The sequence below is a fragment of the Methylobacterium sp. Leaf87 genome (assembly GCF_001422775.1).
Lineage (GTDB): Bacteria > Pseudomonadota > Alphaproteobacteria > Rhizobiales > Beijerinckiaceae > Methylobacterium.
On the sequence record NZ_LMMI01000005.1, the window covers coordinates 108426 to 128331 of the forward strand.

Annotated in this window: 20 protein-coding genes; 6 read left to right on the top strand and 14 right to left on the bottom strand. The window is 69.4% G+C overall.

Translation table 11 applies throughout. From position 1 onward, the window contains the following. Positions 1-34 precede the first annotated feature (34 nt). From ASF22_RS05005 to ASF22_RS05015, 3 genes are read right to left on the bottom strand one after another with little or no spacing between them, the layout of a single operon-like run. Complete coding sequence (locus ASF22_RS05005; RefSeq protein WP_056262063.1) at positions 35-2845, bottom strand: DUF4159 domain-containing protein; 2811 nt, start codon at positions 2843-2845, stop codon at positions 35-37. 11 nt (positions 2846-2856) lie between these two features. Next, the gene (locus ASF22_RS05010) at positions 2857-3792 is read right to left on the bottom strand and encodes a DUF58 domain-containing protein (RefSeq protein ID WP_056173677.1); all 936 of its coding nucleotides are present in this window, start codon (positions 3790-3792) and stop codon (positions 2857-2859) included. A 3-nt stretch (positions 3793-3795) separates the two neighbouring features. Then, positions 3796-4800 (bottom strand): MoxR family ATPase, encoded by a 1005-nt coding sequence (locus tag ASF22_RS05015; RefSeq protein ID WP_056262066.1) that lies wholly within the window; start codon positions 4798-4800, stop codon positions 3796-3798. Positions 4801-5050: 250 nt separating this feature from the next. Here ASF22_RS05015 and ASF22_RS05020 point away from each other — a divergent pair, with 250 nt between their 5' ends. Genes ASF22_RS05020 through ASF22_RS05035 form a run of 4 tightly spaced genes read left to right on the top strand, consistent with a single transcriptional unit; the run spans position 5051 to position 7762 of the window. After that, positions 5051-5620 carry a DUF1285 domain-containing protein gene (locus ASF22_RS05020; protein WP_056173671.1) on the top strand — a complete coding sequence of 190 codons (570 nt, stop codon included), beginning with the start codon at positions 5051-5053 and terminating at the stop codon, positions 5618-5620. Further along, positions 5617-6282 carry a CoA pyrophosphatase gene (locus ASF22_RS05025; protein WP_056262070.1) on the top strand — a complete coding sequence of 222 codons (666 nt, stop codon included), beginning with the start codon at positions 5617-5619 and terminating at the stop codon, positions 6280-6282. The genes ASF22_RS05020 and ASF22_RS05025 overlap by 4 nt, the downstream gene beginning before the upstream one ends. Continuing rightward, positions 6279-6536: a DUF6111 family protein gene (locus ASF22_RS05030; RefSeq protein WP_056173665.1), complete on the top strand. Its 258-nt coding sequence runs from the start codon at positions 6279-6281 to the stop codon at positions 6534-6536. Before ASF22_RS05025 ends, ASF22_RS05030 begins: the two co-directional genes overlap by 4 nt. Then, positions 6533-7762 carry a CCA tRNA nucleotidyltransferase gene (locus tag ASF22_RS05035; RefSeq protein ID WP_056262073.1) on the top strand — a complete coding sequence of 410 codons (1230 nt, stop codon included), beginning with the start codon at positions 6533-6535 and terminating at the stop codon, positions 7760-7762. The genes ASF22_RS05030 and ASF22_RS05035 overlap by 4 nt, the downstream gene beginning before the upstream one ends. A gap of 19 nt (positions 7763-7781) precedes the next feature. On the opposite strand, the gene atpC is transcribed toward ASF22_RS05035, so the two are convergent. The 8 genes from atpC to ASF22_RS05075 form a co-directional block, all read right to left on the bottom strand. Next, a complete protein-coding gene (atpC, locus tag ASF22_RS05040; protein ID WP_056173659.1) occupies positions 7782-8183 on the bottom strand; it encodes an ATP synthase F1 subunit epsilon in 402 nt (133 codons plus the stop codon). A gap of 77 nt (positions 8184-8260) precedes the next feature. Then, positions 8261-8509, bottom strand: a complete 249-nt coding sequence (locus tag ASF22_RS05045; protein ID WP_056262077.1) for a hypothetical protein — start codon at positions 8507-8509, stop codon at positions 8261-8263. Between the two features lie 2 nt (positions 8510-8511). Continuing rightward, positions 8512-9972: a F0F1 ATP synthase subunit beta gene (atpD, locus tag ASF22_RS05050; RefSeq protein WP_056173653.1), complete on the bottom strand. Its 1461-nt coding sequence runs from the start codon at positions 9970-9972 to the stop codon at positions 8512-8514. A gap of 45 nt (positions 9973-10017) precedes the next feature. Then, on the bottom strand, positions 10018-10893 hold the full coding sequence (locus tag ASF22_RS05055; protein WP_056173650.1) for a F0F1 ATP synthase subunit gamma: 876 nt from the start codon (positions 10891-10893) through the stop codon (positions 10018-10020). Positions 10894-11004: 111 nt separating this feature from the next. Continuing rightward, the gene (gene atpA, locus ASF22_RS05060) at positions 11005-12534 is read right to left on the bottom strand and encodes a F0F1 ATP synthase subunit alpha (protein ID WP_056173645.1); all 1530 of its coding nucleotides are present in this window, start codon (positions 12532-12534) and stop codon (positions 11005-11007) included. A 68-nt stretch (positions 12535-12602) separates the two neighbouring features. Next, positions 12603-13175 (bottom strand): F0F1 ATP synthase subunit delta, encoded by a 573-nt coding sequence (locus tag ASF22_RS05065; RefSeq protein ID WP_056262080.1) that lies wholly within the window; start codon positions 13173-13175, stop codon positions 12603-12605. 301 nt (positions 13176-13476) lie between these two features. Then, a complete protein-coding gene (locus ASF22_RS05070; RefSeq protein ID WP_056262084.1) occupies positions 13477-14166 on the bottom strand; it encodes a DsbA family protein in 690 nt (229 codons plus the stop codon). A 66-nt stretch (positions 14167-14232) separates the two neighbouring features. Continuing rightward, a complete protein-coding gene (locus ASF22_RS05075) occupies positions 14233-14862 on the bottom strand; it encodes a 2-hydroxychromene-2-carboxylate isomerase (RefSeq protein WP_056262085.1) in 630 nt (209 codons plus the stop codon). Between the two features lie 178 nt (positions 14863-15040). Between ASF22_RS05075 and ASF22_RS05080 the strand changes: the two genes are divergently transcribed. Beyond that, complete coding sequence (locus ASF22_RS05080) at positions 15041-16282, top strand: argininosuccinate synthase (protein ID WP_056174143.1); 1242 nt, start codon at positions 15041-15043, stop codon at positions 16280-16282. Between the two features lie 48 nt (positions 16283-16330). On the opposite strand, the gene ASF22_RS05085 is transcribed toward ASF22_RS05080, so the two are convergent. The 3 genes from ASF22_RS05085 to mtgA all read right to left on the bottom strand — a co-directional run bounded on the left by ASF22_RS05085 (position 16331) and on the right by mtgA (position 18832). Next, positions 16331-16897 carry a hypothetical protein gene (locus ASF22_RS05085; protein ID WP_056262088.1) on the bottom strand — a complete coding sequence of 189 codons (567 nt, stop codon included), beginning with the start codon at positions 16895-16897 and terminating at the stop codon, positions 16331-16333. A 32-nt stretch (positions 16898-16929) separates the two neighbouring features. Beyond that, entirely contained in the window at positions 16930-17970 is a 1041-nt protein-coding gene (locus ASF22_RS05090; protein WP_244474201.1) for a DUF4424 family protein, read from the bottom strand. Between the two features lie 148 nt (positions 17971-18118). Further along, positions 18119-18832: a monofunctional biosynthetic peptidoglycan transglycosylase gene (mtgA, locus tag ASF22_RS05095; RefSeq protein ID WP_244474204.1), complete on the bottom strand. Its 714-nt coding sequence runs from the start codon at positions 18830-18832 to the stop codon at positions 18119-18121. Between the two features lie 85 nt (positions 18833-18917). On the opposite strand from mtgA, the gene ASF22_RS05100 reads away from it, so the two are divergent. After that, positions 18918-19880 carry a polyprenyl synthetase family protein gene (locus ASF22_RS05100; RefSeq protein WP_056173627.1) on the top strand — a complete coding sequence of 321 codons (963 nt, stop codon included), beginning with the start codon at positions 18918-18920 and terminating at the stop codon, positions 19878-19880. The last annotated feature ends 26 nt before the right edge of the window (positions 19881-19906 follow it).

Sequence of the window (19906 nt, forward strand, 5' to 3'; positions counted from 1 at the left end):
CGCATGGCCTCCCGCATTCCGGATCCGGCTCCGCTCACTGGCCCAACCGTTCGAGCAGGGCGGGCACGTGGACCTGATCCGCCTTGTAGTTGCCGGTCAGGGTGTAGATCACGAAGTTCACCCCGCCACGGAATGCCATTTCGCGCTGGCGCTCCTCACCGCCGACCACGGGGTAGAGCGGCTCGCCGCGCTTGCCCACGGCCCAGGCGGCGGCCAGATCGTTGCCCGTGATGACGATGGGCGACACCCCGTCCCCGGCCCGCGCCGGGCGGCGCTCGGTGCCGTCCGCCGCCGGCGGCAGGGCTTCGACCCAGGTCTGGCCCGTGGCGTACCGGCCGGGGAACGTGTCGACGAGGTAGAACGCCTTGGTCAGCACGTGGTCGGCTGGGATCGGTTCGAGTTCGGGGACTTCGAGAGTGGACAGCATGGTGCGCAGGTAGAGGGCTTCCGGCGTCGGCGGTCCACCCGGGCGGGCCGTCAGCGCATCGCGGGTGTCGAACAGGACAGTGCCGCCGTTGCGCATGAACGCGTCGATGCGCCGGATCGCGACGGCGCTCGGCTGGGGTCGGCCGGCGACGATGGGCCAGTAAATTAGGGGATAGAACGCGAGTTCGTCCTTGGCCGGATCGATGCCGATGGGATCGCCGGGCTCAAGGGCGGTGCGGTTGGACAGCACCTGCGTCAGGCCGGCGAGGCCCGCGCGGCTCGCCGTATCGGCCGCTTCGTCGCCGGTGACGACGAAGGCGAGACGGGTCGCGAGCGCCGAGTCGATGCCGTTCGGCCGACCGGTCGCTTGGGCCTGGGCCCAAGCCGGCGCCGGGGCGAAGTCGGGGGCCGCGAGGCAGAGGAGCACGAACGCGGCCGCTGCCGCCCGTCCGCCCGTCCGGCGAAGGAAGCCACCGAGCCAGAGCCCCGCAAGGGTGTCGAGGAGGAGGAGCATGAGGGCCAGGGTGAAGAGCGTGGCGCGCAGATCGAGGGTCTCGGCACCGGCGAGCGATCCCGTGCGGGCGCTGGCGAGGGGTGCGAAGTCGATGGGCTTGAGACGGTCGGCCACCGTCAGCGCATTGACGGCGACGCCGCCATCGGCGGGACCGTAAAAGCCGGGCGGATGCTCGAACGAGCCGCGCTCGGCGTAATCCGCCGGCACGGCGGTGGCGCCGGCCGGCGGCGCGCCGAGGGCCCCGAACCCATCGAGGGTCAGGCGTGGGGCGAGCACCGCCGCCGGGGGACGTGCGACGTCGCCGGCAGGCGCCGCTCCGGTGCCGGCCAGGGCCACGACCCGGCGCAGCATGTCGATGAACAAGCCCGACAGGGGCAGGTTCGACCATGTGGTGTCGGCGGTGACGTGGAAGAGCACCACCAGCCCTTGGCCCCGCTTCTGCGCAGTCACGATGGGGGTGCCGTCCTGGAGCGACGCCCAGGTCCGTCCCGGGAGCTCGCCGTCGGGCTCGGCGAGGATCTGCCGGCGCACGCCGATATCCGCCGGTGGAACGAGTCCGGCGAACGGGCTCTCCGGCGCGAAGGCCGCGAAGGTCTTCGGGCTGTCCCACGATAGGGTCCCGCCTAGTGTCCGACCGCCCCGGCGCAGGCGCACGGGCACGAGGGGGTCGTTGCCCGCCGCCAGGCGCGGCCCGGCGAAGCGCAGGAGTAGGCCGCCGGCATCGACGAAGGCTTCGACCCGCTCCAGGGTGGCGGCGTCGAGGGCACCGACATCGGCCAGCACGAGCACAGAAACCTGCGCATCGAGCATCTGCGCAACGGATTCGGCGACGCCCTTGGCGCCGCGCGGCTCCTGCACGTCGGCGAAAGGCACCAGGGCGCGGGAAAGGTAGTGCGTCGGGGCCAACAGCGGCTGGGCTTGATCGCTGGTTCCGCCGAAGACGAGCCCGACGCGGCGGCGCTTGCCGCGCTCGTCCACCAAGGTCACGGCGCCGGCCGAGCGTTCGCCAAGGATCTCGAGGCGGCTGATGCCGTTGCGCAGTTCCACCGGCAGATCGAAGGCGACCGCTGCTTCGGTTGCACCGTCCGGGAAGGTGAAGTCGTGCTCGGCCAGCGGCAGGCCCTTCGCGTCGAGGGCACGCACGGTGCCGCCGTCGCGACCGTTGGGCGAGGCGCGCAGGGCACGGGCCGTGAGCCGGCCGCCGGATTCCGCGGCCGAGAGCGCGAGGGCCGGCGGCCGGTCGGCGCGCAGGATGGTGAAACCGGTGCCGTGCTTGCCGACGAGGTCTGCGAGGCCCTTGGCGAAGGTGTCCTCGCCCGGTCCCGCGACGCCGTCGCTGATCCACAGCGCAGCGGCGCCCGGTGTCCGCTCGAAGAAGGCGGCCAGGACGGACAGATGTGTCGCGCGCTCCGCGAGGTGCGGCCGGGGCGCGACGGCGCGCAGGCGCTCCAGGGCATCGGCGGGCACGCGGGCCTCGATGGGCGCGGCCGGCTCGGCCAACGCCATCAGGGCCACGGGACGCCCGTCGCGGGCGGCGGTCTCCACGGCATCGGTGGCGACCCGCTGGCGCTCGCGCCAATCGTGGGCGGCGGAGAATCCGTTGTCGATCATCACCACGAGGGGCGTGCGTCCCGCCTCCCCGCCGAGGCCCGACGGGTTCCAGACCGGCCCGGACACCGCCAGGATCAGAAAGGCCGCCACGAGCAGGCGCAGGATCAGGAGCCATGGCGGCGTGCGGGCCGGCGTCTCGCGCCTGGGCAGCAGGTCGGCCATGATCCGCAGCGGCGGAAAGTCGATGCGGCGCGGACGCGGCGGCGTCACCCGCAGGAGGAACCACAGGGCCGGCAGCGCGACGAGCGCGGCGAGCGCCAGGGGGGCGGCAAAGGTCAGGGGCAATCCGAGCACGGTAACGATCCTCAGCCGGTCCCGCGCGCGGCGGCGACGAGGGTGAGCAGGCGAAGGGCGGCTTCGCTGGCCGGTCGGTCGGTGCGGTGGATGGTCAGGGTCCAACCCTGAGCGCGGGCGATCTCGGAGAGGCCGGCCCGATGCTCGGCGATGCGGGCACGGTAGGCCTCACCCCAGGCTCCGGCGTCGCCGATGGCCAGAGTCCGGTCCGTTTCCGGATCGTGCAGGACGGCTTGGCCCGAGAACGGGAAGGTCTCCTCGACGGGATCGACGATCATCACGAGGTGGCCGTGGGTGCCGTGCGCCGCGATGGCCTCCACGGCTTGGCGCACCTCGGCGAGCGGCGACAGGAAATCGCTGATCAGGATCGCCTCGTCGAAGCGACCCGGCGAAGCGCGGGGCGGCATGTCGCGTGTGAGACCGGCGTGGTCGCCGACGAGCGCCTGCGCCAGGGTCTCGACGATGCGACGCGAAGTGACGGCGCGGGTCAGTCCCAGAAGTCCCGTACGCTCACCCCCGTCCACCAGGGTGTCGGCCAGCGCGAATGCCAGGACCAGGGCGCGCTCGACCTTCGGCGCCTGGGCGAGGTGCGAGGCGAAGCCCATGGAGGCCGATCGGTCGATCCAGAACCAGATGTTGTGCGCGGCCTCCCACTCACGCTCGCGGACGTAGAGCCGGTCGTCGCGGGCGGAGCGGCGCCAGTCGATCCGTGCGGCGGCCTCTCCGGCGACGAAGGGCCGGAACTGCCAGAAGCTCTCCCCCGGTCCCGCCCGGCGGCGGCCGTGCAGGCCGTGGGCCAGGGTGGTCGAGACGCGTCGCGCTTCGAGGATCAAGCGCGGCATCCGCTCGGCGAGGCCGAGGGCGCTCTCGGTCTCGCGCCGCCCGGGAACGCGGGCCTCGGCGGGGAGGACCCGCGTGGGGGCCGTCCGCGTGGGGGCTATGGCCATGCGCTAGAGCTTGGCCGCGAGCTGGGCGATGAGACCCGGGACGGTCTCCCCGTCCGCACGCGCGGCGAAGCTCAGGGCCATGCGGTGCTTGAGCACCGGTTCGGCGAGGGCCTTCACGTCGGCGATGGAGGGCGCGACGCGGCCTTCGATGAGGGCACGGGCGCGGACCGCCAGGGTCAGGGCCTGGCTGGCGCGGGGGCCGGGCCCCCACAGGAGCTTGCCCTTGAGGAACGGGTCGCCCCCCTCGGGCCGGGCGGAACGCACGAGGTCGAGGATCGCGTCGACCACGGCATCGCCCACGGGCAGGCGGCGCACCAGGCGCTGGGCCGTAAGGAGCTGCTCGGTGGACATCACCGCCTGAGGCTTGTGGTCGTCGACGCCCGTGGTCTCGATGAGGATGCGGCGCTCGGCGGCCCGATCCGGATAGCCGACGTCGATCTCGAGCAGGAAACGGTCGAGCTGGGCCTCGGGCAACGGGTAGGTGCCCTCCTGCTCGATGGGATTCTGGGTCGCCAGCACGTGGAAGGGCCGCGGCAGATCGTATCGTTCGCCCGCCACGGAAACGAAATGCTCCTGCATCGCCTGCAGCAGGGCCGACTGGGTGCGCGGGCTGGCGCGGTTGATCTCGTCGGCCATCAGCAACTGGGTGAAGACCGGCCCCTTCACGAACCGGAACGAGCGGTGCCGGTTGGCATCCTCGTCGAGGATTTCCGTGCCGAGGATGTCCGAGGGCATCAGGTCCGGGGTGAACTGGACCCGGCGCCCGTCGAGGCCGAGCACGGTGCCGAGGGTCTCGACCAGCTTGGTCTTGGCGAGGCCGGGGAGACCGACCAACAGCCCATGGCCGCCCGCCAGGATGGTAATGAGCGTGAGATCGACCACCTGCTCCTGGCCGAAAATGACCTTGTGAACCGCTTCACGCGCCGTGCCGACGGCTCCGAGACACGCTTCCGCCGTGGCGACGATGCCGTCGTCGAGGGAGGTGGCCGGCTGGGAGCCTTGCGTCATGCGGTGTCGGTCCTCGCGTTCCGCCTCGACTTCTGGGGGTCGATGGCGGCAGTCAGGGAACGGCCATGGGGTGGCCGTGCAGGTCGAGTGTGGCGCCGTTTGCGCCGCCCTGGCAAGGTCGGCGCGACGCCGCAGGCGTTCGCCTTCGGTTTGACAGTGCCTTTCCTGTCGCGAATCGGACGCATGCGGGCAACGAAACAGGCCTGCCTCCAGGCGTTCCAAAGGCGGCTTCGAGCGCTATCTTTCCGTCATGGCACCAAACGAATCCGACCCGACCATCGACCGCTTGAGCGCCGCCCTCGGTGATCTGCCCCGACGCGGTCCCCCGCCCGTCGACCAGTGGAACCCGCCCTATTGCGGCGCCATCGACATGCGCATCGCCGCCGACGGGACGTGGTTCCACGATGGTGCGCCGATCCGGCGCCCGGCCCTGGTGAAGCTGTTCGCTTCCATCCTCCGGTGCGAGCCGGACGGCAGCATCGTGCTGGTGACGCCGGTCGAAAGCGTTGGAATCACCGTCGAGGATGCCGCCTTCGTCGCCGTCGAGATGGCGGTGGAGGGCGACGGCGACGGTCGCCGCATCGCGCTGCGCACCAACGTCGACGACCTCGTGGCGGTGGGTTCCGACCATGCCCTGCGGTTCGAGGAGGACGAGGCCGGCGGCCTGCGCCCCTACGTGCACGTCCGGCGCGGCCTGTGGGCGCTTGTGACCCGGGCGCTGACCTACGATCTCGTGGCTTTGGCCGAGGAACGCGACGGCTGGCTCGGCATCGCCGCGGGCGGCACGTTCCACCGGATCGCACCCACCGCCACCGCATGAGACTCGACGCCGTCGCCGAGCTCATCGACCGCGCCGCCCGGTATCTCGACGCGGAACCACCCGGGCCGGGTGACCCGACGGCCAATCCGCGGGGCGACCACGATCTCGACGGCATCGACGTCGTGCCGCCCGGGCCACACCGGAATGCGGCGGTGCTGGTACCGGTGGTGCCGCGTCCCGACGGCCTCGGCGTGGTGTTCACCGTGCGCTCCGCACACCTGCGCGATCATTCCGGCCAGATCGCCTTTCCGGGCGGCAAGATCGATCCCACCGACGCGACGCCCGCCGACGCGGCCCTGCGCGAGGCCCGCGAGGAGATCGGCCTCGAGGCCGGCGCCATCCGGACCCTCGGCTATCTCGACCCCTACCTCTCGGCCACGGGCTTCCTGGTGATGCCGGTGCTCGGACTCGTCGATCCGGCCGCCACCCTGCGTCTCAACCCCGACGAAGTCGCCGACACGTTCGAGGCGCCTCTATCCTACCTGCTCGATCCGGGTCGACGCCGAATCGAGACCGCGACTTGGCAAGGGCGCACCCGGCGCTACTACGTGATCGCCTACGGTAATCATCGGATCTGGGGCGTGACCGCCGGCATCGTGAACAACCTCCACGAACGCCTGTATCCCCCATCCGGCACGTCGCCGCGAATGAGAGTTTCATGATCCGCAAGCTCGTCGAAGAAGTGCTGATCTTCCTCCTGCCGTTCCTGCTGTTCGCGGGCTATCTCGCCCTCAGCGGCCGGCATCCGCGCCATCATGCCCATTGGGAGGGCAAGGTCTTTCGCCTGACCATGGCGGGAATCGTCCTGGTGATCCTCTCCCTCGTCGCCACCGGACTGTTCGGTGAGCGCCATCGCGGCGGCTACGTACCGCCGCGCCTGGAGAACGGCGCGGTCGTGCCGGGTCGTTTCCAGTGACGGCGCACCGCCTCGACCCGGATGGGCTGGGCACCCTGCTGGCGACTCCCGGCCTCGCACGCGTCCTGGCCGCGCTGCGCGTTCCGGGGGAACACACCCGCCTCGTCGGAGGCTGCGTCCGCGACGCGCTCCTCGGGCATCCGTCCAACGACATCGATCTCGCCACCACGCTCCTGCCGGAAGCCGTCGTGGCGTGCGCCAGGCCGGCGGGCCTGCGCAGCATCCCCACGGGTATCGAGCACGGAACCGTGACGCTGATGGCCGGGACTGCGACGTTCGAGGTCACGACGTTGCGCGAGGACATCGAGACGGACGGACGTCACGCCGTGGTCCGGTTCGGCCGCGACTTCGGCCTCGATGCGCAGCGGCGGGATTTCACCATCAACGCCCTCTCGGTGGATGCCGAGGGTCACCTCCACGACACGACCGGCGGCCTCGCCGATCTTCGTGCCGGCCGTGTGCGCTTCATCGGCGAAGCCGCGACACGCATCCGTGAGGATGCGTTGCGGATCCTCCGATTCTTCCGCTTCCACGCCCGCTACGGCGCCGAAGCACCCGATGCGGAGGGGCTTGCGGCCTGCATCGGCGCCCGGGCCGCCCTCGACGGCCTGTCGCGGGAGCGCGTGCGCGGTGAACTGCTGAAACTGCTCCTCGCCCCTGGGGCGGTTCCGGCCGTGACCGTTCTGAGCGAGACCGGCCTCCTCGGCCGGCTCGTCGGCGGGATCGGTGACCTGCGACGGTTCGAACGGACGACCCGGCACCCCTGGGACGCGCCGGCGCGGCTGGCGGCCCTTTCGGTGTTCTCGGCGGACGATGCCGAACGCCTGACCGCTCGCCTGAGGCTGTCGAAGGCGGAACAGAATCGGCTTGGGCGCTATGCCCGTGCGCTGGTGGCTCTGCGGAGCAGAACCGTCATCGACGTGATGGAGATGCGCAGGCTGGCGGCCGCTCACGGCGCCGAGCCCATCGCCCTGGCCAGCGACGCCCTCGGGGCGTGTCTATCACAAATCACGGCGGAGGCCGGTGATCTACTCGGGCTGATGGTACGGGGCGAAGTGTCGGTTCCGGTCTTCCCCTTGATCGGGTCCGACCTCGTCGCACGGGGTATCCCGGCTGGACCGGAGATCGGGCGCCGCCTCGGACGGGCGCGGACGCAGTGGCTCGCGGCCGGCTGCCCGGCTGACGAAGCCGCGCGCGCGGCCTTGCTCGAGCGCGCGGCTTCGTAGATTTCGGGCTAGTTCGACCTCAGAGCGCGAGGGCGACCTTTGCATCCTGAAGCTGGACGATCTGACCGTTGAGCTCGTCCTTCTTGGCGAAATCCGTGGTCGCGTCGCGCAAGAGTTCGACGGCGGCGATATCGCGGTCGAGGGATTCCGGTGTGATCTCCTCGAAGGGATTGGCCCGTTCGGCGATGACGGTGACGGAGGTCGGCCCGATATCGGCGAAACCGCCGCGTACGAGGACGCGCTTGCCGGCGTGGCCGGCCTCGTTGATCACGATGACGCCGACCTTCAGGGCGGTGAGCACCGGAGCATGGCCCGGCAGAACGGTCATCTCCCCCTCGATGCCGGGAAGCTGCACGGCCTCGATCGGGCCGGAATACACCGTCCGCTCGGGACCGACGAAATCGAACTGGAAGGTGGCCATGACGTCGCGAATCCCGGTTCGGGTGTGTCTGTCGTGCGGTACGGCGCGCGGCCCGGGGCCGTGCGCCGCAGAGGGTGTCAGGCCTGGCCGCGGCCGGCGACGAAGCCGACCCCGAGGCCGAGGGCCGCGCCGATCACCGCGAAGATGCCGATATGCTGCATCTGGCCGGTGGTCAGGGTGCCGCCGGACGTACCCGCCGGCTTGTCACCCTGAACTTCGAGGCTGAAATCCCCGATCTTGATTTCGGCGGCCTGGGGCCGGGTGAGGTACCCGGCCAGGGCGCCGACGACGAGACCGACGAGGAGAAGACCGATCTTGCTGTTCAAGATCAGGCCGCCGCCGCGATCTTCTTGGCCTTCTCCTTGGCGTCCTCGATAGTGCCGACCATGTAGAACGCCGCCTCCGGCAGATCGTCGTAGTCGCCGTTCACGAGGCCCTTGAAGCCCTTGATGGTGTCGGCCAGCGGGACCTGGATGCCGGGCGAGCCGGTGAAGATCTCGGCGACCGAGAAGGGTTGGGAGAAGAAGCGCTCGATCTTGCGGGCGCGGGCGACGGTGAGCTTGTCCTCTTCCGAGAGCTCGTCCATGCCCAGGATCGCGATGATGTCCTGCAGGGCCTTGTAGCGCTGCAGGGTCTGCTGGACCTGACGCGCTACCGCGTAATGCTCCTCGCCGAGAACGGCGGGATTGAGCATGCGCGAGGTCGAGTCGAGCGGATCCACGGCCGGGTAGATGCCCTTCTCGGCGATGGAGCGGGACAGCACGGTCGTCGCGTCCAGGTGGGCGAACGAGGCGGCAGGCGCCGGATCGGTCAGATCGTCGGCCGGCACGTAGATGGCCTGCACCGAGGTGATCGAGCCCTTGGTGGTGGTGGTGATGCGCTCCTGCAGGGCGCCCATGTCGGTGGCGAGCGTCGGCTGGTAGCCCACGGCGGACGGGATGCGGCCGAGCAGCGCCGACACTTCCGAGCCGGCCTGGGTGAAGCGGAAGATGTTGTCCACGAAGAACAGCACGTCCTGGCCCTGGTCGCGGAAATCCTCTGCGATGGTCAGACCCGTGAGGGCGACGCGCGAGCGGGCGCCGGGGGACTCGTTCATCTGGCCGTATACGAGGGCGCACTTGGAGCCTTCGGCCGAGCCGTTGTTCTCCTTCGGGTCCATGTTGACCTTGGACTCGATCATCTCGTGGTAGAGATCGTTGCCCTCGCGGGTGCGCTCGCCGACGCCGGCGAACACCGAATAGCCCGAGTGCACCTTGGCGATGTTGTTGATCAGCTCCATGATCAGCACGGTCTTGCCGACGCCGGCGCCGCCGAACAGGCCGATCTTGCCGCCCTTGGCGTAGGGAGCAAGAAGATCGACCACCTTGATGCCGGTGACGAGGATCTGCGACTCGGTGGACTGCTCGGCGTAGGACGGCGCGGGCTGGTGGATGGCGCGCAGGGTCTCGGAGACGATCGGGCCGGCCTCGTCGATGGGCTCGCCGATGACGTTCATGATGCGGCCGAGGGTGTTGAAGCCCACGGGCACCTTGATGGCCTCGCCGGTGTCGGTGACTTCCTGACCGCGCACGAGACCTTCCGACGTGTCCATGGCGACGCAGCGCACGGTGCTCTCACCGAGCTGCATGGCGACTTCGAGGACGAGACGGTTGCCGTTGTTCTTGGTCTCGAGGGCGTTCAAGATCTCGGGCAGATGGCCGTCGAAATGCACGTCGACCACGGGGCCGATGACCTGGGTGATTTTGCCGACCTTGTTGGAGCCGGCGCCGGGGGTAGCGGTGTTCGCCATGATACGGGTCCTTCGACGATGTTGCGGTCAGGGTGCCGGAGCGGCCTAGAGGGCCTCGGCGCCCGAGATGATTTCGATGAGTTCCTTGGTGATCATGGCCTGACGCGTACGGTTGTAGATCTGCGTCTGCTTCTTGATCATCTCGCCGGCGTTGCGCGTGGCCGAATCCATGGCACCCGTGCGGGCTCCCTGCTCGGAGGCGGCGTTCTCGAGGAGCGCCCGGAACACCTGCACCGTGAGGTTGCGCGGCAGCAGGGTATCGAGGATGGCCTCCTCGCTCGGCTCGAACTGCAGGGCGGCGTCCGGGGCCGTGGCACCGGTCTCAGGTAGTTCCGCCGGGATCAGCTTCTGGGCGGTCGGAACCTGGGCGATCACCGAGCGGAAGCGCGAGTAGAACAGCGTCGCGACATCGAACTCGCCGGCCTCGAAACGGGCGATGACGCTGTCGGCGATTTCGGCAGCGAATTCGTAATCCACCGGCTTGTTGCCGCGCAGATCGCGGTTCTCGATGATCTGGTCGCGGTACTGGCGGCGCAGGAGGTCGTAGCCCTTCTTGCCGACGGTGACGATCTTCACCGTCTTGCCCTCGGCGGTGAGCCGGCGGATGTGCTCGCGGGCCAGACGCACGATCGACGAGTTGAAGCCGCCGCACAGGCCTCGATCGGCCGTGCAGACGATGAGGAGGTGGGTCTTCTCCGAGCCGGTGCCCGAGAGCAGCTTCGGACCCTGGACGCCGCCGACGAGGTTGGCGGCCAAGTTGCCGAGCACCTGGGACATCTTCTCTGCGTAGGGACGCGCGCTCTCGGCGGCCATTTGGGCGCGCCGCAGCTTGGCGGCGGCGACCATCTGCATGGCCTTGGTGATCTTCTGCGTCCCCTTCACCGAAGCGATGCGGTTACGCAGATCCTTCAAACTCGCCATGGGGTGACTTCCAGATCCATCCGCTGCGGCTCAAGGCGAGGTATCCGGCCTTCCGGATACCTCGCTTACACTGACGTTCGGCCGATCATCTGCGGATCGGCCGAGGGTCCTTCAGGCTAACGACTTGGCCACGGCCTCGACGACGCCCTTCAGCGTCTTGGCGCTGTCGTCGGACAGATCCTTCGAGTCGCGGATCTTGGCGAGCAGATCGGCGTGCTTGGTGCGCAGGGTCGAGAGCAAGGCGTCCTCGAACGGACGGACCTTCGAGACCGGCAGGGCGTCGAGGTAGCCGTTGACGCCGGCATAGATCACAGCGACCTGCTCTTCCATCTTCAGCGGCGAGAACTGCGGCTGCTTCAGGAGCTCGGTGAGGCGCGAGCCGCGATTCAGGAGCTTCTGGGTCGAGGCGTCCAGATCCGAGCCGAACTGCGCGAAGGCGGCCATCTCGCGGTACTGCGCGAGCTCGCCCTTGATCTTGCCGGCGACCTTCTTCATCGCCTTCGTCTGGGCCGAGGAGCCAACGCGCGAGACCGAGAGGCCGACGTTCACCGCCGGGCGGATGCCCTGGTAGAACAGGTCGGTCTCGAGGAAGATCTGGCCGTCGGTGATCGAGATGACGTTGGTGGGGATGTAGGCCGAGACGTCGTTGGCCTGGGTCTCGATGACCGGCAGCGCGGTCAGCGAACCGTTGCCGGCGGCGTCGCCCATCTTGGCGGCGCGCTCGAGAAGCCGCGAGTGCAGGTAGAACACGTCGCCGGGATAGGCCTCGCGGCCCGGCGGGCGGCGCAGCAGAAGGGACATCTGACGGTAGGCCACGGCCTGCTTGGAGAGATCGTCGTACACGATCACGGCGTGCATGCCGTTGTCGCGAAAGTACTCGCCCATGGCGCAGCCGGCGAAGGGCGCGATGAACTGCATCGGTGCCGCGTCCGACGCAGTTGCGGCGATGACGATGGAGTATTCGAGCGCGCCGTTGTCCTCGAGGGACTTCACGAACTGAGCGACGGTGGAGCGCTTCTGGCCGATGGCGACGTAGACGCAGTAGAGCTTGGCGTTCTCGTCGGTGCCCGCGTGGGCCGGCTTCTGGTTCAGGATGGTGTCGAGGGCGATGGCGGTCTTGCCGGTCTGGCGATCGCCGATGATCAGCTCGCGCTGGCCGCGGCCGACGGGGATCAGCGCGTCGATGGCCTTGAGGCCGGTGGCCATCGGCTCGTGCACGGATTTCCGCGGGATGATGCCCGGGGCCTTCACGTCGACGCGGCGACGCTCGGTGGTGGCGATGGGGCCCTTGCCGTCGATGGGGTTGCCCAGCGCGTCGACGACGCGGCCGAGCAGCGCCTTGCCGACGGGCACGTCCACGATGGCGCCCGTGCGCTTGACGGTCTGGCCTTCCTTGATGTCGCGATCGGACCCGAAGATCACGATGCCAACGTTGTCCTGCTCGAGGTTGAGGGCCATGCCGCGCACGCCCGACTCGAACTCGACCATCTCGCCGGCCTGGACGCTGTCGAGGCCGTAGGCGCGGGCGATGCCGTCACCCACGGACAGGACCTGACCCACCTCGGAAACTTCGGCTTCCTGGCCGAAATTCTTGATCTGATCCTTCAGGATCGCGGAGATCTCGGCGGCGCGGATATCCATCGTCGGGCCTCTTGTCGTTGATTGATTGAATGGGTGGAGAACGGGAGCGGGGGAACCCTGACGGGTTCTTACCGGGCTTCCCGCATCGCGAGGCGAATACCGTTGAGCTTGGTCCGCAGGGAGGCGTCCACCATGCGGCTGCCGATTTTGACCACGAGGCCGCCGATCAGGCTGGGGTCGATCCTGAGGTCGAGGTCGATCTCGGCGCGGGCGACATCGCGCAAGCTGGCCTTGATCTCCTCGACGACGGCGTCGGAGGGGCGCTCGGCGACGGTGACCTCGGCGCGGACGATGCCCTTGGATTCACGGACCAGCACACGGAACGCGCGGATCATGTCGGGCAGGGCGAACAGGCGGCGGTTGGCGGCGGCGAGGCGGATGAAGCTCGCACCGAGACCGGTGATGCCCGCCTTGTCGAGCACGGCGCCGATGGCGGCCTCCTGCTCGGCTCCGGAGAAAACCGGGCTGCGCACGAGACGGCGCAGATCCGCGCTCTCGTTGAGCAGGCCGCCGAAGCGCTCCAGGCTCTCCGCCACGCCATCGACATTGCGCTCGTCGCGCGCCAGCTCGAACAGGGCCGACGCATAGCGCGCCGCCACGCCTGCAACCGGGGAAGCCGCCTCGGAACCGTTCTGCGCCACGCGCCGCTCTCTCTTCAATCCGGCCCTAGGGTTTCGGCCACCGCGTGCCGTGTCCGGCGCAGGTTTGCGAAACCGTCAGGATTGGGAACGTGCCGGTCTGCGCGGGTCATGGAAAAACCCGCCCTTCCGGCGCGGCGAGGGCCTAGCATGCGGGTTCTAGGGGCGCAAGACGATCGGCCACGCCGACACGGGACAGCCCGTCGAGGGGGTTGCGCGCCCGATCGGGGCACGGCCGCTCGTGCGACGCAGCAGCGTCTCGAACATGCGGTCGCGCCGAACGGTGGCGAAGGTGAGGCGGGCGTCAGCAGGCGATCCGGTCGCAACGCCGCGTGGCCGCGATCATCCGGGCCAGGGACTTTGCGCCGGGATGCCCGAGGAGGCCCGTGTTGCCGAGCACGTAGGACGGTGTGGCGGCAAGTCCGAGATCGGCCGCCATCCGCATCTGGGCCTTCAGGGCGAGGCGGACTTCCTCGCTGTCGCCGATGGTCTCCAGCTCGGCGGACGGCACGCCGAGCTTGGCCGCGGCCCTGAGGGCGCCGGTACCGTCGATGGTGCCGCGTCCGGCGAGAAGGGTTCGGTACAGGCTCCATGCGGCGGCCGAGCCGAGCCGGCGTTGCACGGCCAGCACCACCTTGGCGGCCTGGGCCGATTGGGGCGCGAGGATCGGATTGTTGACGAGGCCGATGCGCAAGGTGGGATCGCTCTCCGCCAGCGAAACCATGTCGGAGGCGGCCTTTCGGCAGTACGGGCAATTGTAGTCGAAGAACTCGTACAGGGTCGTCTCGGCCTCGGCGGGCCCGATATAGGTCACCCCCTTCAGGCCCGGAATCTCGCCGACGATCTCGCCGGGCAGGCGCATGTTGGCGACGGGGCGGCCCTCGTCGCTGTCGACCTTGTAGGTCTGGCCGTAGCCCTGGGCGAACGCCCGGCCGGCGCCCGCGAGGCCGATGGCGGCGGTGGAGGCGAGAAAATGCCGACGGTCGAAGCGCATGGGGCGGCCCGGGATCGAGGAGAGGTCGGGCCCGGTTCTAATCCCGATCGGCTCGGGGCGAAACGCCTACTCCCGCATGGCCCCGGGCCGGTCGCCCGCCGCCCAGGCGAGCGCCTGCTCGAGGCGGTCGTTGCCCCAGAACAATTCGCCGTCGCCGGTGAGGAAGGTCGGTGCGCCGAAGATCCCGCGTGAGCGCGCCTCCTCGCCGTTGACGCGCAGGCGCCCCTTGTTCGTTTCCGACGCCGCCTGCTTGAGGATGATCGTCCCGTCGAGGCCGAGGCCGTTGAGCAGGGCGACCACGGCGGGTGGTTCGGCGATGGACTGTCCGCGCGCGAATTCGGCCTCGTAGACCGCCTTCGAGAACGGCACGAGCCAGTCGTGGTCCATGCCGTAGGTGGCGGCCCGCGTGGCGCTGAGGCTGTTCTGCGGGAACGGATCGGGACGCGTCACCGGCGGCAGGCCGATCCGGGCGGCCTCGCGCTCCACGTCGCGCCACATGTTGCGACCCTTGGCCGGGTAGAGGTTGAACGGTGATGAGTTCCAGCCCTGGGCGGCGAAGATCGGCCCGACGAGGAAGGGCCGCCAGCGCACCTCGACACCGGCCGCGTCCGCGAGGGCGTCGATCCGCATGGCCGAGAGATAGGAATAGGTGGATGCGAACTCGTACCAGAATTCGAGGGTCGGCCGGCGCGGCATACGTCGAATCTCCGGATTCTCTGGAAGCGGCCAGATTGGCCCCTGGGAGCGACGGGGGCAAGGTCGCCTGGGCCACTGTCACGCTGACGAACGCGTCGGCGGCACGGCGGTTGCACCGTCCATCGCTCCGCTGATAAGCCGCGCCATACGCCCGATGTCCGAACCCGAAGCGAGTCCGATGCCAGACGCGAACCCGAAGCCCGTCAACAAGGTCGTGCTAGCCTATTCGGGCGGTCTCGACACCTCGATCATCCTGAAGTGGCTGCAGACCACCTATGGCTGCGAGGTCATCACCTTCACGGCCGATCTCGGCCAGGGCGAGGAACTGGAGCCGGCGCGCAAGAAGGCCGAGCTCCTCGGCATCAAGCCCGAGAACATCTTCATCGAGGATCTGCGCGAGGAGTTCGTGCGGGACTACGTCTTCCCGATGTTTCGCGCCAACGCGGTCTACGAGGGGGTCTATCTCCTCGGCACCTCCATCGCCCGGCCGCTGATCGCGAAGAAGCAGATCGAGATCGCCGAGCGCCTCGGCGCGGATGCCGTCTGTCACGGCGCCACCGGCAAGGGCAACGATCAGGTGCGGTTCGAGCTCGGCTACTACGCGCTCAAGCCCGACGTGACCGTCATCGCCCCGTGGCGTGAGTGGGACCTGAAGAGCCGCGAGCAGCTCATCGCGTTCGCCGAACAGCACCAGATTCCGATCTCGAAGGACAAGCGCGGCGAGAGCCCGTTCTCGGTGGACGCCAACCTCCTGCACGCCTCCTCCGAGGGCAAGGTGCTCGAGGATCCCGCCGACGAGGTGCCGGACTACGTCTATTCCCGCACGCTGTCGCCGGAAGAGGCGCCCGATACCCCCACCATCGTCACCATCGGCTTCGAGAAGGGCGACGCCGTCTCCATCGACGGCGAGGCGCTATCGCCAGCCTCGCTGCTCGCCAAGCTCAACCAGCTCGGCCACGACAACGGCATCGGCCGCCTCGATCTCGTGGAGAACCGCTTCGTCGGCATGAAGAGCCGCGGCATGTACGAGACGCCGGGCGGCACCATCCTGCTGCCGGCCCACCGCGCCATCGAGTCGATCACCCTCGACCGGGGTGCGGCGCACCTCAAGGACCAGATCATGCCGCAATATGCGGAGCTGATCTACAACGGCTTCTGGTTCTCACCGGAGCGGGAAATGCTCCAGGCCCTCATCGACAAGAGCCAGGAGATGGTCACCGGCGAGGTCCGGCTGAAGCTCTACAAGGGCGGCATCCACGTGATCGGCCGCACCAGCCCGAACTCCCTCTACGATCAGGACCTCGTCACCTTCGAGGAAGGGGCCGTGGCCTACGATCACCGCGACGCGGCGGGCTTCATCAAGCTCAATGCCCTGCGCCTGCGCACCCTCGCCCAGCGCAAGAAGAAGCTCGGCGCCTGATCCTCCGCACCCTCCCCCGTCCCGGGGGAGGGCTTTTCGGAACGATCGTCAGGCCGAGACCCAGCCGGTCGCGCCCCGCCGGAACATCCCCGGTCCGAGATCGGCGTACCGCAAAAAGATCTGCAGGGCCGGCTGCATCTCGTGGTGCAGGGTCGGTGGCTCCGAGGCGGTGCCGTAGGGCCGGGCCACGTCGATGGCCGGCACGTCGCGGGCCGTGTCCCACACCACGTTCAGGGCCTGCACCAGGGCGATATGCTCGGCTGTGATGTCGAAGGTGACGTGCTCCGGCGTCTCGCCGGTGGTCTCGTCGCGGAACACGTCGCCGACATCGGCCGAATCGAGCTTGGCCAGGGTGTTGTGATAGGCGTAGCGCCCCGGTTTGAGGACCGCGTTCGCGCAGAACACCGCCAGCCCGTCGCCGAGGGTCCGGTGCTCCTCGTCCGCGCCGTCGTCGTCGCCGGTGACGTTGAAGATGTCGCCGTCCCGATCCGTGCTGCCGTAGGGCGCGTCCGGATGGACGATCGGGGCGCCGCTCCCCTCCCGGTTCCAGGCCACCACCATCCGGCGGATCAGCGCGATGCGCTCCAGGGTGAGTTCGAAGGTCGGCTCGGTCATCGCGTGTCTCTCTGGAAGCGTTCCGGCCTCCTCTAACGGATGCCGAGCGCCTTCGCATCCGGCGAGACGTAGAGCACCCTCAGATCGGCATCGGGTACGAAGTCGGTGGCGGTGAAGGCGAAGGTCGTGGGGCCGGTCTTGACGAGGCCGTTTCGGCATAGGCTCACCAGGGTCTTGGGATGCCCCTTGTCGACGGTGAGCGCGAAGGTCCCGATGGTGCCGGCCCAGTTGCGTGCCGTGGTGACGATGTAGGGAACCACCACGGCGCGGACGACGGCGTTCGGGCCTCCGCCCGCATCGACCGGCTTCGCCCCCGCGGCGGCGATGATCCGGCGCAGCCCCGCCGCCCCCGCATCGTCGAGGCAGTAGCGGGCGCGGAAAGCCTGGTCCTTGAGGTCGCTCTCGCCGATCAGCAGACTGCCGTTGACCGGCCGGTAGACGTGCTCGACGACGAGGTCGCGCCCGGGCGGAAACGTCTGGTCCCAATGGAATTTCGCTTCGCTGCGCCAGAGGCCCTCGCCCATCTCGGCTGCCTCCGGAATCAGCTTGGCGGCGACGAGTTCGGCCCGTGCGGGCCGCGACAGGTTGGCCAGCGCCTTGGCGAGGTCGTCGCGCCGCATGGGGTTGAGGGGAATGGCGTGCTTGCGCAGGAGATCGCCGACCTCGCGGTCCCCGAGGAAGGCGCGCTCCTCGAGTTGCGGGGTCAGGGGTATGCCGTCCACCGCCACCGTGAAGCCGACGAAGTTGGCGCTCGATTCGTCGGGCAGATCCTGGGCCGAAAAAGAAAGTTCGGCGCCATCGATGGGGGGCAGCGGGAAGGCCACCCGCACGGTGCGGGGGCTCGCCGAGCGATTGCGGAAGACGTAGCGCACGGTGATTCGTTCGAGGCCGATGCGCAGATCCTCGCGAACGAGACCGATGTCTCGGTCCTTCACCAGGACGAGACCGCCGGCGTCGAGTTCCGCCGCGCTGTCGTTCGCCCGGGCGGGCGAGACCGAGACCGATGTGAACAGGTTCGCCGACAGGAGGACGGCCGCAACGCGGAGGGATGGGCGTGGGAGCATGCGGAGCATGGCGTGCGATCGTCCGGAATCGAGGCCGGCGCCGAATCACCGGGCGGATCGCGATATCACGTCGGCCGCATCGAGAAATCCTCAAACGCGGGTCACGAACCGCGACGGCGTTTCCCGCCGCCTCCGCGCCCCGGGTGTCGAGGTGGGGCTATCGTTTGAGGCAGCCCATCAGCCCGCCCACCCCGTTCATGCGCGCCTGGATGCGAGCGGCCGCCGCGCGAACGCCGCGCGACGGCAGGGCCGGGTTGCGCAGGATCGGATTGGGCAGCACCGCCGCGAGCAGGGCCGCCTCCGCGCGCGTCAGGTCGCGCGCGGGTTTGCCGAACCAGCGCTGCGCCGCGGCTTCGGCTCCGAATACCCCCTCGCCCCACTCGGCGACGTTGAGGTAGACCTCGAGCATCCGGCGCTTGCCCCACAGGGCATCCGTCGCCAGGGCCAAAGGAATCTCGAGGCCCTTGCGCAGGACCGACCGCCCCGGCCACAGGAACACGTTCTTCACGGTCTGCATCGAGATCGTCGAGGCGCCGCGGCTCGGGCCTTCCTCGTCGTCGACCACGTCCCGAAGGGCGTTCCAATCGACGCCGCCATGCAGGCAGAACCGCTGGTCCTCCGAGGCGATCACCGCCTGGACGAGGTGGGGCGAGATCGCCGACAGGGCCACGGCCTGCCGGTCGACGGCCTTGAGGGTCGCCCATCGCCCGAGCATCAGGGTTGAGGGCGGGGTCACCGCGCTATAGACGAGCGCCATGACGAGCAGGAAACCCACCGCGAGGGCGGGCACCAGCAGCACGAGGCCGACGAGCCTGCGCAGGCCGCGGCCACGGGCCGGGCGTGCGGCTGCCTGGGGCGGCCTGCGACGCAGGGGCCGCTCGGCACTCTCGGCCTCGTCCTGAATTCGAACCTCCTCCGCTCGCGCCACGCTCACACTTCCGAAGGCCCGCCCGACCATGACGTCAACGCAAGGATCTCACGCTTCGGTCAAGGCGGATGCCCCGGTCGACGCGTTTTCCCACAGGCTCGCCACGGTGGCCGACACCGTCGAGGCCTGGCTCGCCGACCGCCTGACCGCCGAGACGCAAGCCGGCGAGATCACCCGCCCCGTGCGCCTGATGGAGGCCATGCGCCACGCCGTGCTCGGCGGCGGCAAGCGCCTGCGCCCGTTCCTCGCCGTCGAGACCGCCCGCATGCTCGGCGGCCCCGAGGCCGGGGCGCTCGCCGCCGGCTCGGCCATCGAACTCGTGCATTGCTACTCCCTCGTCCACGACGACATGCCGGCCATGGACGACGACGACCTGCGGCGCGGCAAGCCGACCGTGCACAAGGCCTACGACGAGGCCACCGCGATCCTGGTCGGCGACGCGCTTCAAACTCTGGCCTTCGAAGTCCTGGCCGATTCGGCTTGGCAGCCCGATCCTGCCATCCGGGCCGATCTCGTACTCGGCCTCGCCAAGGCCTCGGGCCTCGGCGGCATGGTGGGCGGCCAGCTCCTCGATCTCGGGGCGGAAGGGCGCTTCGGAGCCGTCTCGCTCACCGTCGACGATACCTTGCAGCTCCAGGCCATGAAGACCGGCGCGATCCTGGCCTTCTCGGTGGAGGCCGGCGCCATCGTGGGCGGTGCGACGCCGGACCAGCGTCGCGCGCTCCTGCGCTACGGCCACGCCCTGGGTCAGGCTTTCCAGATCGCCGACGACATCCTCGACCGCGAAGCCTCGGCGGAAGCCATGGGCAAGGCGACGGGCAAGGACAAGGACGCCGGCAAGGCCACCCTCGTCGACCGCCTCGGCCTCGACGGCGCACGCGCGGAGTGCGACCGTCTCGTGGGCGTCTGCGAGGATGCGGTCTCGGCCTGGGGCGACAGGGCCCAGATTCTGCGGGACGCGGCGCGGTTCACCGTGGCGCGGAAGGTCTGAACACCCGCAACCCCAAATGCTGCGGC

What these genes read in the sequence shown, in the direction of transcription:
- ASF22_RS05080 (WP_056174143.1), top strand. Translation starts at nt 15,041, where the DNA reads ATGCCAGACGCGAACCCGAAGCCCGTCAACAAGGTCGTGCTAGCCTAT.
- ASF22_RS05020 (WP_056173671.1), top strand. Translation starts at nt 5,051, where the DNA reads ATGGCACCAAACGAATCCGACCCGACCATCGACCGCTTGAGCGCCGCC.
- atpD (WP_056173653.1), bottom strand. Translation starts at nt 9,972, where the DNA reads ATGGCGAACACCGCTACCCCCGGCGCCGGCTCCAACAAGGTCGGCAAA.
- ASF22_RS05025 (WP_056262070.1), top strand. Translation starts at nt 5,617, where the DNA reads ATGAGACTCGACGCCGTCGCCGAGCTCATCGACCGCGCCGCCCGGTAT.
- ASF22_RS05070 (WP_056262084.1), bottom strand. Translation starts at nt 14,166, where the DNA reads ATGCGCTTCGACCGTCGGCATTTTCTCGCCTCCACCGCCGCCATCGGC.
- ASF22_RS05030 (WP_056173665.1), top strand. Translation starts at nt 6,279, where the DNA reads ATGATCCGCAAGCTCGTCGAAGAAGTGCTGATCTTCCTCCTGCCGTTC.
- ASF22_RS05075 (WP_056262085.1), bottom strand. Translation starts at nt 14,862, where the DNA reads ATGCCGCGCCGGCCGACCCTCGAATTCTGGTACGAGTTCGCATCCACC.
- ASF22_RS05085 (WP_056262088.1), bottom strand. Translation starts at nt 16,897, where the DNA reads ATGACCGAGCCGACCTTCGAACTCACCCTGGAGCGCATCGCGCTGATC.
- ASF22_RS05090 (WP_244474201.1), bottom strand. Translation starts at nt 17,970, where the DNA reads ATGCTCCGCATGCTCCCACGCCCATCCCTCCGCGTTGCGGCCGTCCTC.
- ASF22_RS05100 (WP_056173627.1), top strand. Translation starts at nt 18,918, where the DNA reads ATGACGTCAACGCAAGGATCTCACGCTTCGGTCAAGGCGGATGCCCCG.
- ASF22_RS05015 (WP_056262066.1), bottom strand. Translation starts at nt 4,800, where the DNA reads ATGACGCAAGGCTCCCAGCCGGCCACCTCCCTCGACGACGGCATCGTC.
- ASF22_RS05010 (WP_056173677.1), bottom strand. Translation starts at nt 3,792, where the DNA reads ATGGCCATAGCCCCCACGCGGACGGCCCCCACGCGGGTCCTCCCCGCC.
- atpA (WP_056173645.1), bottom strand. Translation starts at nt 12,534, where the DNA reads ATGGATATCCGCGCCGCCGAGATCTCCGCGATCCTGAAGGATCAGATC.
- ASF22_RS05055 (WP_056173650.1), bottom strand. Translation starts at nt 10,893, where the DNA reads ATGGCGAGTTTGAAGGATCTGCGTAACCGCATCGCTTCGGTGAAGGGG.
- atpC (WP_056173659.1), bottom strand. Translation starts at nt 8,183, where the DNA reads ATGGCCACCTTCCAGTTCGATTTCGTCGGTCCCGAGCGGACGGTGTAT.